Source organism: Bradyrhizobium macuxiense (genome assembly GCF_001542415.1).
Lineage (GTDB): Bacteria > Pseudomonadota > Alphaproteobacteria > Rhizobiales > Xanthobacteraceae > Bradyrhizobium > Bradyrhizobium macuxiense.
Genome location: NZ_LNCU01000072.1, coordinates 40040 through 54327 on the forward strand (window position 1 = coordinate 40040; position 14288 = coordinate 54327).

Here is a 14288-nt window from a genome sequence, read left to right on the forward strand (position 1 = left end):
ATGCCACGCGTGGCCTTCATCGGATTGGGACGGATGGGCCAAGGGATGGCCGGCCGCTATCTCGATGCCGGCTTCACGGTCACGGTGTGGAATCGCAGCAAGGCGAAGGCCAGCGACCTGATCGCGCGCGGTGCCAAATGGGCGACCTCGCCGGAGGATGCCGCAATCGACGCCGACGCCGTTGTGACCATGGTTGCCGACGACGAAGCCTCGCGCTCCGTCTGGCTGACCAAGGATGGCGCGGCCGCGACCATGAAGGCCGGCACGCTGGCGATCGAATGCTCCACGGTGTCGTATCAGCACACGCTCGAAATGGCGCACGAATTGCGCAACCGCGGGCTGATCTACATCGATTGTCCGGTGACCGGCCTTCCTGCTGCGGCGGCTGCCGGTGAGCTGACGCTGCTGGTCGGCGCCGATCCGGCCGATCTCGAACGGGCGCAACCGTTCCTCGCGCCGATAGGCGATACGATCCGCCATTTCGGCGGTGTCGGCACTGGAACGGTATTCAAGCTGATCAACAATCTGATGGGCGCGGTGCAGATCGCGAGCCTTGCCGAGGGCGTCGCGATGGCCGAGCAGGCGGGCCTCGACATGCAACTCGTGGCCGAGGCGCTCGCCACCGGCGCGGTGGCAAGCCCGCAGGTGATCCGTCATTCCAGGCGGATGATCGACCGCGACTTCTCGGGCGCCTCGTTCACCGCGGCGCTGCGCCACAAGGACGCCGCCTATGCCGTCGCACTGGCCGAGGCACTGCTGCCCGGCGTGCCGGTCAGCCGCGCGGCGCTCGCGGCCTACGACAAGGCGAAGGCGCATGCGCCCGACGGCGACGAAGGGCAGATGATCGAGATCGTGTCGCGGCCGAAATAGGCCGCGCGACGGATCGCGGGAATCGGGTGGCAATCGGCGCTGCGGCCGACTAGTCATCGGCGCCAGTGCAGATGTGAGCCGGACATGCCTTCCGCCGACAACAGGATCGATCTCCGCGATTGGGCGCTGCTCGGTCTGCTGTCGGTGTTGTGGGGCGGCTCGTTCTTCTTCAACGGCGTGATCCTGCGCGAATTGCCGCCGTTGACGATGGTGCTGCTGCGCGTGGCGCTCGGCGCAGCCATCCTGATGCCGCTGCTGCGGACCCATAAGATCGCATTCCCGAAGGGCTGGGCGGGATGGGCGCCGTTCTTTGCGATGGGCCTGTTCAACAATGTGCTGCCGTTCTCGCTGATTGTGTTCGGGCAGACCTACATCACGAGCGGGCTGGCCTCGATCCTCAACGCAACCACGCCGCTGCTTGCCGTGGTGGCAATGGCGGCGGCCGGTGAGGAGAGGGCGCAACCTCGCCGCATTGCCGGCGTTTTCGCTGGTGTGATCGGAGTTGCGATTCTTCATGGTGATGCGCTCGAGGTCGGGAGCAGGCAGGGCATCGGCATCCTGCTGTGTCTGGCGGGGGCTTTCAGCTACGGCCTCGCTGCGCTGGTGTCGCGGCGGTTGCCGTCGCGCGTGCCGCCGCTGGGGACAGCGGCATTCCAGATGATGGCATCAGCCGCGATGATGGTTGTCGTCGCAGGCTGCGTCGAGCGGCCGTGGCTGCTGCGGATGCCGCATGTAACCACATGGCTGGCGGTGCTCGGGCTTGCCGCGCTGTCGACGGCGCTGGCGTACATCGTGTTCTTCCAGATCCTGCAGCGCTCCGGGGCGACCAACGTGATGCTGGTGACGTTGCTGATTCCGGCGACCGCGATCCTGCTCGGCTATCTCGTGCTCGGCGAGCCGATCTCGCCGCGCGAGGTGATCGGCGCATTGGTGATCGCGAGCGCGCTGCTCTTGATCGACGGGCGCGTGCTGACCTCGTTTCGGCGATAGCTAAAGCGCGATGAGATCAGGTTGAATCGTCATCGCGCTTTAGCTTCTTGTTTACGCATGATCTTTTCGGAAAACCGCTTCACACTTTTCCGGATCATGCTTTAGCCGCGCGCCTTCGTCCACTCCGCATACCATTCCTTGAAGCGTCCGTTGTTGCGCTCGCCGGCATGCCAGGCGGCATAAGCGGTGCCGTCATCGGCGACCAGGACCACGACATCGAGCCCCTTGGAGCGCCGCAGCGTCTCCATCGCCTGCGCCGGCGTCTGCGCGATCGGCCCTGCGACATTGAACGACGTATTGACCGACATCTCGACGCCGATGCGGCGGCCGAGTGCCTTCAGATAGGCATAGGTGAGGGGATCGTCCGCCTCGCGCACGATCTGGATACGCCCGGTACCGTCGGCATGCACCACTGCCGGAATTGTCTCGCGCGCCTGCGGCTTCGAATGGGCGGTCAGCACCATGTAATTGTAGGCGTTGTAATCGCTGTCGGAGGCACCGTCCTCCAGCTCGAAATATTCAAGTGCAGCCTCGAGTGTCGCCATCGGCGCCAGCGGGCGTATCGCCTCGCGATATTTGACACGCTCGTTCAGCCGCTCGCGCACATTGGGATCGCGGGGATTGGCCAGGATCGAGCGATGCCCGAGCGCGCGTGGGCCGGTTTCGGCCGCGCCCTGATAGATCGCGACCACGCCGCCTTGCGCCACCATGAACGCCATCAGGTCCGCAATCGCGTCCTGTCCTTCCGGTGTCGCAACTTGGCCGATCGCGGCCGAGGCGACGTCATCGGCCTTCAGCGCTGCCGTGATGTCGGCATGCGTCGGCGGCAGGCCGCAATAGAACGCGTGCGACAGCGGGGCGCCACGCGGAGCGCCCGCCATATGCGCGAACAGCCATGCCGCGCCGATCGGCACGCCGGGATCGCCAGGCACCGGCGGCACCCACATATGCAGCCGCGTCTTGCGCTGCTGCGCTTCCATAAACCACGCTTCGTTGAAGTGCTCGAGCAGGCGCATGTTGCCGAGCGCGTTCAGCGCCACGCCGCCGGTCAACACCAGGCGGTCGGTGCCGGTGAGGCGCAGCAGATGATCGATGACATGGATCATCGCATCCTCGAACACCAGCTGCGTCGCGGCGGCCTTGTCGAGCCGGTCCTTGGTGTCGGGGCGGTGATGGATGTCCTCCACGCGCAACACGGCGTCGGGATTCCAGAGCTGGTCCGGCCGCAGCGGCGGGCCGAGGATGTCGATCAGCGGCGCCTTGTAGGGATTGTCGACCGGATCGCTGTGCCAGTTGGCCATCGCGCGATTGAGATGCACGGTGCCGTTCGGGCCGAGCTGCAGCACCGCCTTGAGCCGCTGATAATACGGATTGGTCGCGCGGTTCATGTCGCCCCAGGCGGCCGCGCCCATGTAGCGTCCCTCGCTGGACAGCCAGGTCCAGCCGCCCTGGCTCGACGAGATCACGGTGTAGAAGGCGCCGAGCGAGTCAAACAGGCTCTCATTGCAGTAGAGCTGCGTCATCTCGCCGTTCTCGGCGACATAAAGCGAGATCGAGCCGACATCGCCGGTGCCGTCGAGGACCGCGATCGCGACGGGCTCGCGCATGTCGGCGAAGGGAGAGGCGGTGAATGAGTACCACGCGTGGTTATCGTGGTGCGGCATGCAGATCAGCGGCAGCTGTTCGCCAAGCCCGTACATGCTGCCCAGCTTGCGCGACAGGCGTCGCACCTGGTCCATCTGGCGCAGGCTGATTGCCGGCGCGATCGGCGAGCGCAACAGCTTGAAGCTGCCCAGCGCCTCTTCGAACGAGGTGCGGATCAGCATCGCCATCAGCGCCGGATAGTCCCACGTGGTGACGAAGGCCGCGATGTCTCCGATGTCGCGACCCATCCGCCGCAGCACCTCGCGCATGTTGTCCAGGGCATGTTGCGGAAACTCGTTGGTGTGCTTGTTTCCGGAAAAGCGCTCTTCTTCGTTGTTGACGATCAGGCGCGGTCCGCCGCGCTGGGTGACCTCGACCAGCGCCACGCCGGTATTGTGAGTACCGGGGCCGGCAAGGCCTGCAATGTATACCGTCTCGCCGCGCTGAAGCCGCTCACGGATCGACGCGATCGTGCGCTTTGCGAATTGCCCATTCGCCTTGTGCAGGCCGAGACGCGCCATTGCCGGCTCGCTGAGGCGGCGCGTGAGCTCGTAACCCGCGGCCGCGAATCGTGGATGCCGCGGACCGATACGGATGTCCGATTTAAGCAAGCAAAGCGCCTCGACTTGTGAGCCCCCGACGGACCGTTAATCACGAATAGCGCCAGGCAACAATGCCGTTTCGCCCAACGGAAAAACCCGGCGCTTGCCAGCACTTCCATGACTTGCGACAGTTGCCGCAAATCAACGACAAAAATCGGGAGAAAACATGCCAGCTCGGTTCGGATATATTGGCGCGGTTGTGGCCTTCGCAAGTGCCGCACTGATCACAAGCGCGGCGTTTGCGCAGAAGAAATATGATCCCGGTGCGAGCGATACTGAAATCAAGATCGGCAACATCATGCCGTACAGCGGCCCGGCGTCGTCCTATGGCGTGATCGGCAAGACCGAGGCCGCGTTTTTCAAGATGATCAACGATCAGGGCGGCATCAACGGCCGCAAGGTCAACTTCATCAGCTACGATGATGCCTATTCGCCGCCAAAAGCGATCGAGCAGGCGCGCAAGCTCGTCGAGAGCGACGAGGTGCTGCTGATCTTCCAGGCGCTGGGCACGCCGTCCAATTCGGCGATCATGAAATACATGAATGCAAAGAAGGTGCCGCAGCTCTTCGTCGCCTCCGGCGGCACCAAATTTGGCGATCCCAAGAATTTTCCCTGGACGATGGGCTTTCAGCCGAACTACCAGAGCGAGGGGCGAATCTATGCCAAATACATCCGCGACAAATTTCCCGACAGCAAGATCGCGGTATTTTGGCAGAACGATGATGCGGGCAAGGATCAGTTCAAGGGCCTGAAGGATGGGCTCGGCGACAAGTCCGGAATGATCATCGCCGACAAGTCCTATGAGGTCAGCGACCCCTCGATCGATTCGCAGATCGTCGCGCTGCATGATTCGGGAGCCGACATCTTCTTCTCCTGGGCTGCCCCGAAGGGATCGGCGCAGGCGATCCGGAAGGTCGGCGAACTCGGCTGGAAGCCGAAGTTCTTCCTCGCCAACACCGCGACCTCGGTCGCCTCGGTGCTGAAGCCCGCGGGCCTCGAATTCTCCAAGGGCATCATCTCGACGGCCTATCTGAAGGACCCGACCGATCCGACCTGGGACAAGGATCCGCCCGTGATCGCCTGGCGGGCCTTCATGGACAAGTATTATCCCGACGGCGACAAGACCAACGCCAACAACATCTACGGCTATGTGCAGGCCGAAGCGATGGTGCAGGTGCTGAAGCAATGCGGCGACAATCTCACGCGCGAAAACGTGATGAAGCAGGCCGCCAATCTGAAGAACTTCCACTCCGACCTGATGCTGCCCGGCGTCATGGTCAATACCGGACCCGACGACTATTTTCCGATCGAGCAGATGCAGCTCATGAAGTTCAACGGCGAGGCATGGGAATTGTTCGGCGACGTCATCACGGGCGAGGTCGGGCATGGGGCGTCGCGGTAGGCTTTCATTGCAAGGCGTGAGTTTGCGATTCAACTGTCAAACCGCTTGTTCTGCGTCATCACCCGCGCATGCGAGTGACCCAGTATTCCAGAGGCGTCGGCGCCTGAAGTTGATTTTGCGCTACTCTCACAACATCGTCGTCCCTGCGAAAGCAGGGACCCATACTCCGCGGCGGATGTTGTGAGAAGGACTCGTCGTTCCAGTATCGCGCAACAATTGACATTTGTGGTTATGGGTCCCTGCTTTCCCAGGGACGACAGCGGGTGGCGCAGCTTGTCCGTCATGCATCCGCATTCTCGCGGCGCGTTGCGTCTCTTTGCATTTCGTTTCGCCGTCTGGAATCAGAGGGCGCAGGGGCGAGTGCGCAGTGCCATGCCGCCGGCGACACCGACGCCGATGACGTAGATCCATCCCTCGTGAAAATCGAACAGGTGGGAGTTGAGCAGCGAGCTCGTGATGTTCTGCGCGACGACGACGAGCCCGATCCAGGTCACGATATCGCGGCCGAGGAACAGGCGGACATGGCTATACCACACCGTGGTGAGCAGGAGGGCGCCGAGGAGCCCCCATTGGATCGCGGCGTTCAGGGTCTGGTTGTGAGGATTGTTGACCACCTCGGCCTGCAGCCCGGTCTGTCCGATCGCGTCCTGGGTGAACATGTGCTTGATCGATCCGGTGCCGTGCCCGAGCAGTGGCGCTGCCGCGATGAACTTCACCGACTTCTGCCAATAGGTCAGTCGCTGCGCGGTTGAAGCGATGCCGGACAAATCGTGCGCGCGATACTCGATGTTCACATCGGCAATGCGCTGGCGCAGATAGGGTGACGTAGTCCAGACGAGCACGCTCGCCACGGCGACACAAGCAAACAGCGCCCTTGCGGCCCGCCTGCTGAGATGCAGCCAGGCAAACAGGATTAAGAGCACGGGCATGAAGATCAACGCCGTCCGCGCGGAGGCGACGTAGAGCATGTTGGTGACGAACATCAGGATCAGCGCCATGCAGGCCGCCGCGACAGCCCAGCGCTGCGCCCGCAGCGCGGTCAGGGCGGGCAGCGCCAGCGCAAAGGCGCAGAGCGCGAACTCCTGGGTCTGGTCGATGTAGTTCTTGACCGGCACGCCATCGGACGCGGTGTGGGCGAGCTTGAGCCCGGGCAGCGCCAGCACGATCCAGGACAGGATCATCATCAGCGTGCACGAGATCAGGAAGGCGACGAACACCCAGAGCCCGCGTTGCGAGCGCTGGAAGTAGGCGAGCAGGAACGGCAGCAGCAGAAGCTTGCTCACGGGCTTGATGCCGTGCAGTCGTTCCGCCCAGCTCGCCTCCGACCACACCACGCCGAGCAGCGCGAGCGCGACGAGTGCGAGCGGCAACGCATAGGCGGGGCGCGGGAGATCGCGCACGAGCCGTTCCCAATCGACGGTCGGAATGACCGCGACGAGCCACAGCAGCACGAACGCCGCCAGTGCCGTGGTCGACCAGGGCAGGGAGGCGGCGGCGAGCGCGATCAGGATATCCGTCGCGCGGGCATAGGCGGTCGAAGCGAACCGGGCCTGGACTCGGTCGCGCCATGGCGCGGCCGGTCGAGCGGTGAAGTCGATTACGTCGGTGTCAGCGGTCATGATCTGGATCACATGCCGCGAGCGGCGAGGCCGTCGAGGGCCGGTATCGGCATGGACGGTGCCGACGCGGGGATCATGCTTTCCGTTCCTGCGCGGTGCGACAGCAGGTCGCGCGCCTGCGTGTGGTGACCGAAGCGCTCGGCAAGCTCAGCGTGGCGCTGCCTGATCCTGCCGCGCCACTCCTCCTGCCGTGCCAGCACGCGCCCGACGGACGCGCAAATCGCTTCGATCGAAAACGGGTCGAAATAATCGGCGAGCTCTCCCGCAACCTCGCGAAAGACGGGGATGTCGGAGCACAGCACCGGCGTGCCCGCGGCCAGCGCCTCGATGATCGGCACGCCAAAGCCTTCGGCGAGGCTCGGCATGATCAGCCCGTGCGCTTCGGCGATCAGGGCTGCCTTCTCGTGCTCCTCGACATATCCGGAAAACCGGACGTTCGGCGGCGCATTGCGCATCAGGCTGGGATCGCCGGTATAGCCGATCACGATCAGGTCGGCCTGCGGCAGCTTGCGGAACGCGCGGATCACCGCGTTCAGGTTCTTGCGCGGCTCGGCGGAGACGATCACGACGAAGGACGGTCGTCCCGCCCGCTCGGTCGACTTCGCCACAGCGTGCGCGTCCGCCGCCTCGAACCGGGTTCGTGGATACACCACCCGTGCCGGCAAATGGGCAAACTGCGGAAGCAGCGCGCGGAACCGGTTCATGCTGTAGTTCGACACGAAGGCCAGCTCGTCCGCCTGCTGCAGGCTGGTGAACAGGCGCGACAGGAACAGCCGGGTGGCGACGTCGCTGAGCTTGAGATCGGTGAGCGGCAACAGATCGTGGACGACGCAGATCACCTTGGCGCCACGATGCCGCCGGATCGCAACCCGGGTCGGGGTATCGACGAGGATGACGTCGTAGCCGCGGGCGTCGATCCGCGGCGGCGGCAGCCGCAGCAGGGCGGAAGTGTCCTGATAGCTGTAGAAGCCTGGCTCGAGCAGGAAGTCGCCGAACAGCTGCAGGTGCCGCAGGTCGGTCGGGATGTATTCGAGCGCGGCGGCGCGGTTCTCGATCAGCTTGACGTTGGTCGGCAGCAGACGGAACGCACGCAGGAGGCTGACGGCGAATTCCACCGAGGCGGCGGCATGGAGCTTGTGGCGGAACCAGTCGATGGTGCGACGGAGGCCGCCGCGCAACATCGGAGCGTTCATGTCGGCCTCATCGAGGAAACGATAGAGCGCGAGCAGCTCGATCAACCGCGAGTCCTGCGGCAGCAATGGTGTCCGCTGCTGCCTGCGGCGCAGCTTGCGGTAGCGGCGCGAGGTCTCGACCAGCAGCGTCAGCTCGTGGCCGTCGGCCGCGAGCGAGCGGATCAATTCGCGCGTGAAGTGGAAGATGCCGCGCTTGTGGTTGGGTTCACCGAGCGCCTCGCTGACGACCAGGATCTTGTTCATGCGCGTTTTTCTCTGAGCTCGAAGTGATGCGGGGCGGGCGCGTCCAGCGAGACGGTGCTGGCGATGCGGCCGTGATCGAGATTGATGATGCTGGTGCAGGTACGGCGCAGCAGCGCGTGGTCGTGGGAGGCGATGATCACGATCGCGGCTGTCTCGACCATCTTCTGCAGACGCGTCTCGGCCTTTGCGGAGAAGTTCTCGTCGACCACGCTGAGCCATTCGTCGAGCAGCAGGATGTCGGCCGGAAACGCGGTGGCGGTGGCGAACAGCACGCGCATCAGCATGCCCGACGAGAACATGCGCAGCGGCAGCCGCTGCATGCGTTCCTCGAGCTCGGTGAAGGCCCAGATCTCGTCGAGGATCGCCGGCGTCGCCTTCCGCCCACTGATCCGCAGCAGCAAGCTGATATTGTCGGCTGCCACGAAATCGAGGTTGGCGCCGGCGCTCAGGCCGAGCAGCGGCACGATATCGCCGGCGATGCGGACCTCGCCCCTGGTTTGCGGGAATACTCCGGCAATCAGCCGCAGCAGGGTCGACTTGCCGGAGCCGTTCGGCCCGGCAAGACCGATCCGCGCGCCGGCTGTTGCCTCGATCGAGATGTTGTCGACCGCGCGGATGGTCCGCATCTCGCCGGTCTGGCGGAACAGCCGACCGAGCAGGCGGCGCTTGAGCGAGAAGTCGTAGGCGCCGTACAGCGGATAGTCGAGGCAGACGTCGCGGAGATGGATGCTCACCATGTGCTAGATCCAGAACGCGGCTTTGCGCAATTGGCTGACGGTCACGAGCGAGGCGACCACGAGCACGGCGAGACACGCCAGCACATAGACCACGCTTGTCGTTGCGACATGGCCGGTCGCGAGCGGGTCGCGCCAGATCGCGAACAGATGCGTCAGCGGATTGAGGCGCATCACGGTCGAGCCGCGATCGATCATCTCCGGCGTCCAGATGATCGGCGAGGACAGGAACATCAGCGTCAGCGAGGACTCGATGATCGGCTTGATGTCGCGGTAGCGCGTCGCCAGCGCGCCGAGCACCAGGCTCATGGCAAGCGTGCAGGTGACGAACAGCGCGAGCCCGGGAATTGCGGCGAGGGCGCCGCTGATATCCTTCGGCGTCAGCGCCAGCCAGAGGATCAGCGGCACAGTCGCATTGTGGAGCGCGAACAGCGCCTGGCGGAACGTACATTGCAGCAGGAAGATCACCGGCGGCAATGCGCGGTCCTTGATCAGGCTGGCCGAGCCTTGCAGCGCCGTTGTGGCGTCGAGCACGACGCTGTTGAGGAAGGTCCAGGCGGTGAGGCTCGCCGCCAGCATCGGCAAGCGCGCCACCGCGCCGGCGTTGGAGAAGTGACCGATGACCGAGCCCAATACGGCCACCATGATCGCCATCTGGATCGACATCCAGAAGGGTCCAAGGAGGGAGCGGACATAGCGATGGCGCATGTCTGACCAGGCCAGCGCTGCCGCGATCTGGATCGCGCCGAACAGGCCGGCCGTTTGGGGACGCGAGGCTGGGGCCGGTGAGTTTGCGTCCTTTGCGGCGGCCTGTTCAGCAACGACCTTGCGGTACACCGTCTCGACTCCCTCCTTGAAGGCTGTGGTTGAGTATTTCGTCATGGCGCGATGGCGGGCGGCCTGGCCCATGCGCCGGCGCCGCTCCGGATCGTCGATCAAGTTCTCGATGGCCTCGGCGAGCGCAGTGGGATCGCCTGGCGGGACGGTGATGGCCTCGAGGCCGTGGCGCGCGACATGCGGCACGCCGGTGTCGAGCGCGGTGTTGATCACGGGACGGCCCGCCGCCATCGCCTCGAGCTGCACGAGCCCGAAGGTCTCGGCATTGGTTATCGACGGCATCACGAAGATGTCGGCGATCCGCATCAGCTTGACGCGTTCGCTCTCGGGGACCGAGCCGAGCAGGCGAACGCGGTCCTGCAGGCCGTAGTCGCGGATCAGCTGCTCGAGATGGTCGTGCTCGCGGCCCTCGCCGACGATCCAGACCTCGAAATTCCGGCCATGGGCGGCGCGGACCAGCACATCGAAGCCCTTGTAGGGCACCAGCCGCCCGCAGGCGAGAACGAGGCGCCCGCGCGCGTTGACGTCACCGGATTGCACCGCCGGCCGGTCGTATTTCGCGACATCGACGCCGAACGGAACGACGTGGCACTTGTCGGCGAATTCGCGCAGCAGCGGCGTGTTTTCGATCAGCACTGGGTTCGAGACGATGATCGCTGCAGCCCGCCGCAAGGTCCGCCGCATCATCGGTTCGATGAGGAAGCGCAGCGCCGCGTGCGAGATGATGTCGGCGTGCCAATGCACGACCAGCGGGCGCGTCCGGCCGAGCCCGAGCGCGAACACCAGGTCGGCAAGCGGAAAGGGCGCATGCAAGGCCAGCAGGTCGTGCTCGGCGATGCGGCGCCACAGCCGCCACGGATAGGTCGGCGCGGCCGGCAGCGACAGCACGTCGCCGAACGAGGGCACGCGCTCGACCGCAACGTCATTCACCACGATGTGGCGTCGCGCGCCGGATTTCGAGCAGACCAGGACCGCGGCGGCGAAGCTGTCCTGCAACCCGGCGCAGATATCGCGGATCACGGACAGCGTGCCGCCGAATAGGTCGGGGTAATAGACCTTGAAGATGTGCAACACCGACGGGCGGCCGGCCGGGTGGTTGAGCGTCGTCATGGGCGGTCGGCTCCGGTCAGGCCATGTACAGGGCGATGACGAACGGCATCGCCAGCGCGGCAAAGAAAACCACCGAGCGGAGCAGCGCCCGGAAGATCGGCTCGATCGGGGTGCACGGGCTGTGCGGCGTGAAACGGGGCCCGGTCGGGGCGAGCCGATGCGGATTGCCGGCTGAACGAAGAGGCATTGCGTCGAATTCCCTGCTCAATGGATGTTTTATGTGTGGGAAAATTTCACACGTCAATTGGCTACGGAATAAAAAGTGGGATTATTTCCCACGTGTGGCGACCGCGAACTTTTTTGAACTGGGCCGGGGAGTGGACGAAAACGGCCGCGCAACCGCATCTCGCGGTGGATGCGGCGGGCGCGGGAGATGGAAAAGTGAGCGGGGTTTAGGCCGGCGCGGCGGCGCTGCCTTGGACCGATTGCTGCTTTGGCGATTGCCTGATGGCGCCGATGTCGAACTGGATCTGCTCAGCCAGCATCGCTGCTGCCGAGGGTAGCGAGGCCTGCTCGACCACGACCCGCTTGCCGCCATCCGGCGTCAACGCAATCGAGACTGATCTCGCCTGCGGCTGTGCCGTCAGCACGGCATGCGCGCGGCAGGCATATTCGCCGGCGCGCAGGGCTCCGAATCCGAACGCGCGAAGGCGCCCATAGATGTACAACGCAAGCAGGTCGGTTTCGTCAAAGCGGCGGGAAGAGCCGGGCGCGGCGCCCGGCAGGCAGGGGTAGCTTCCGGCCATGACCGTCGAGATGAAATCCTCATACGGGACCTGCGCAACCTTGCAGGCTTCCGCGATCGCAAGATCGAATCGGGGCGGCGTCATGTCCGGACCGTCAGTGCGAGGACGAGATGCCCTGACATCGGCGTGCTCGCCTACCAGTTCCACGGCAGCAACTTTGTTTGCCATGAGTGGGAAAATGTCACACGTTCAATGGCGCCGCAAGAGCGGTGGGATTGTATCCCACGTCGCGCCCGGCTAAAGCTTGAGCATGAATGCCAAAGTCCCGAAATCGAAGCCGGCGTCGCCTCCGCCGATCGCCGCGGAGAAGCTGCACGCGCCGCTGGCGCGGATGCTGCGTCCGCTGGTCCGGCTTTGCATTCGCGGCGGCATGACGTTCCCGGCGCTGACCCAGCTGCTGCGCGAGCTTTACGTCAACGTCGCCGAGCACGATTTCGCGCTCGAAGGCAAGGAGCAGACCGACAGCCGGGTCAGCCTCTTGACCGGAATCCATCGCAAGGAAGTCGCGCGGCTGCGCGGCGCCGGCGCACCGGTCAACGCGGTGCCGGCGACATTGTCGCGCACCAGCGCGATCATCGCGCGCTGGTTGGCCGGAGCCGAATTCACCGATGCGAAGGGCGACCCGCTGCCGCTGCCGCGCACCGCTGAGGGCGGCGCACCTTCGTTCGAGGCGCTGGTCGAATCGATCACCAAGGACGTGCGGCCGCGTGCGGTGCTCGACGAATGGCTCGACCGCAAGCTCGTCACCATCAACGCCGATGACGAGATCGTGCTGGTCGAGGAAGCCTTCGTGCCGCATGGCGACGACGATCGCAAATGGCACTATCTCGGCCGCAACCTGCACGACCATGTCGCGGCGGCCGAGGCCAACGTGTCGTCGGCCGCGCCACGCTTCCTCGAACGCGCGGTGCACTATGACGGGCTGTCGGCGCGGCTCGCCAAGCGGCTCGAGGGACGGTCGCGCGAGGTCGCGATGGAGGCGCTGAAGTCGCTCAACCGCGAAGCCAACCGCGCATTGGCCAAGGATAAGGGCGGCGACTATCGCTGGAATTTCGGTATCTACATCTATCGCGAGGGCCCAGACGGGCGCCCGGTCGATGACGACACCGACGAAGGCGGTGCTTCGTGAAACGTCCGCCGCTGATTTCCCGCCGCGTGTTGCTGGCAGGGTTCTGGCTTGCCGGCACCTCGCTTGCGGGTGCGCAGGTGCGCAAGAGGGGCAACGACCATGGCATCGGCGGCACCGGGATCACCGGATCGGATCAGGGCATCGGCGGCACCGGCATTGTCGGCGTGATTCAGCGCTTCGGCAGCATCTTCGTCAACGGCGAGCGGATCGTCTATGCGGCCGATGTGCCGGTACGAATCGATGGCGAGCCGGCGACGGCGAAATCGCTGCGGATCGGGCAGGTCGCGCGTGTGGTGGCGCAGCGCGGTGCCGACGGTACGCTGTCGACCAGACGCATCGAGGTCGCCAGCGAGGTGACCGGGCCGATCGAGCATGTGAAGTCCGGCGAGGTGATAGTGCTCGGACAGAAGGTCGCCTGGGCCGGCCATGAAAGCTGGCTGAAGCCGGGAACGCATGTCGCGGTGTTCGGCTTGCGCCGTACCGACGGCGTGATCGTCGCGAGCCTGGTGCAGGAGCGCCACGACGTGGCAACGCGCGTCACGGGGCCGCTCGAGCGCGATCGCGCCGGAAACTTGCGGATCGGCGATCTCAGACTGTCGGGCGTGGATGCGGCGCTCGCCGGGCAGCGGGTGCAGGTCGATGGTCGCGTTGCGCAGGGCGTGATGCAGGTGGCGCACAGCCGCGCGGACGATTTCTCCGATCTCGCCGGCGCCAACCGGCTGTTGATCGAGGCCTATGTGCGGCGGGTCGGCAATGATTTGCAGCTCGGCTCCGGCTTTGTCGCACGCGACAGTTCACGCTTCTCGCCGGCAGCCGACACGCGAGTCGTGCTCAACGCCACGCCCGATGGCGCGCGGGGCTTGCGGGTCGAATCGGTGCAGTCGGTCGATCGATTCCCCGGCTCGTCGGTGCGTTCGCCCGGCTCGCCCGCGCATCAGGGCGGCAGCGGAGCGCCCGGACATGGCGGCGGTGCGCCGGGCGGTGGGCCGTCCGGTTCGCCCGGTGGGCGGGGAGGCGCGGGAGGTGGCCCGGCTCCCGGCCCAGCTCCTGGGCTTGGTCCGGAACCTGGCGTCGGTGGAGGTATGTCGGAGCCCGGCGGCTTCGGCCCGTCCGGCGGTGGTCCGTTTGGACCTGGCGGTGGCGGCGGTCCATTCGGCCCCGGCGGTGGC

At 65.3% G+C, this 14288-nt stretch carries 12 protein-coding genes; 5 read left to right on the top strand and 7 right to left on the bottom strand.

Annotation, left to right across the window (positions count from 1 at the left end; all coding sequences use genetic code 11):
* The gene (locus AS156_RS20380) at positions 1-870 is read left to right on the top strand and encodes an NAD(P)-dependent oxidoreductase (RefSeq protein ID WP_066507997.1); all 870 of its coding nucleotides are present in this window, start codon (positions 1-3) and stop codon (positions 868-870) included.
* A gap of 84 nt (positions 871-954) precedes the next feature.
* Complete coding sequence (locus AS156_RS20385; RefSeq protein WP_066507998.1) at positions 955-1860, top strand: DMT family transporter; 906 nt, start codon at positions 955-957, stop codon at positions 1858-1860.
* Between the two features lie 101 nt (positions 1861-1961).
* Here AS156_RS20385 and AS156_RS20390 read toward each other — a convergent pair whose 3' ends face one another.
* The gene (locus AS156_RS20390) at positions 1962-4115 is read right to left on the bottom strand and encodes a carbamoyltransferase C-terminal domain-containing protein (RefSeq protein WP_066508000.1); all 2154 of its coding nucleotides are present in this window, start codon (positions 4113-4115) and stop codon (positions 1962-1964) included.
* Between the two features lie 157 nt (positions 4116-4272).
* Here AS156_RS20390 and AS156_RS20395 point away from each other — a divergent pair, with 157 nt between their 5' ends.
* Entirely contained in the window at positions 4273-5508 is a 1236-nt protein-coding gene (locus AS156_RS20395) for an ABC transporter substrate-binding protein (protein WP_066508002.1), read from the top strand.
* Between the two features lie 341 nt (positions 5509-5849).
* Here AS156_RS20395 and AS156_RS20400 read toward each other — a convergent pair whose 3' ends face one another.
* From AS156_RS20400 to AS156_RS20420, 6 genes are all read right to left on the bottom strand, one after another.
* Entirely contained in the window at positions 5850-7127 is a 1278-nt protein-coding gene (locus AS156_RS20400; RefSeq protein WP_066508003.1) for an O-antigen ligase family protein, read from the bottom strand.
* Positions 7128-7135: 8 nt separating this feature from the next.
* Entirely contained in the window at positions 7136-8563 is a 1428-nt protein-coding gene (locus AS156_RS20405) for a glycosyltransferase family 4 protein (protein ID WP_066508004.1), read from the bottom strand.
* Complete coding sequence (locus tag AS156_RS20410) at positions 8560-9300, bottom strand: ABC transporter ATP-binding protein (RefSeq protein WP_066508006.1); 741 nt, start codon at positions 9298-9300, stop codon at positions 8560-8562. Before AS156_RS20410 ends, AS156_RS20405 begins: the two co-directional genes overlap by 4 nt.
* Positions 9301-9303: 3 nt before the next feature.
* The gene (locus AS156_RS20415; RefSeq protein ID WP_066508008.1) at positions 9304-11244 is read right to left on the bottom strand and encodes a glycosyltransferase; all 1941 of its coding nucleotides are present in this window, start codon (positions 11242-11244) and stop codon (positions 9304-9306) included.
* 16 nt (positions 11245-11260) lie between these two features.
* Positions 11261-11431: a hypothetical protein gene (locus AS156_RS42970; RefSeq protein ID WP_160331124.1), complete on the bottom strand. Its 171-nt coding sequence runs from the start codon at positions 11429-11431 to the stop codon at positions 11261-11263.
* 205 nt (positions 11432-11636) lie between these two features.
* Positions 11637-12074 carry a hypothetical protein gene (locus tag AS156_RS20420; protein WP_066508010.1) on the bottom strand — a complete coding sequence of 146 codons (438 nt, stop codon included), beginning with the start codon at positions 12072-12074 and terminating at the stop codon, positions 11637-11639.
* A 166-nt stretch (positions 12075-12240) separates the two neighbouring features.
* Between AS156_RS20420 and AS156_RS20425 the strand changes: the two genes are divergently transcribed.
* Together AS156_RS20425 and AS156_RS20430 are read left to right on the top strand one after the other, a co-directional pair.
* Positions 12241-13119, top strand: a complete 879-nt coding sequence (locus AS156_RS20425; RefSeq protein WP_066508014.1) for a DUF6502 family protein — start codon at positions 12241-12243, stop codon at positions 13117-13119.
* Positions 13116-14288: DUF5666 domain-containing protein (locus AS156_RS20430; protein WP_066508327.1), on the top strand; the 1173-nt coding region annotated here is incomplete at its 3' end. The genes AS156_RS20425 and AS156_RS20430, both read left to right, overlap by 4 nt.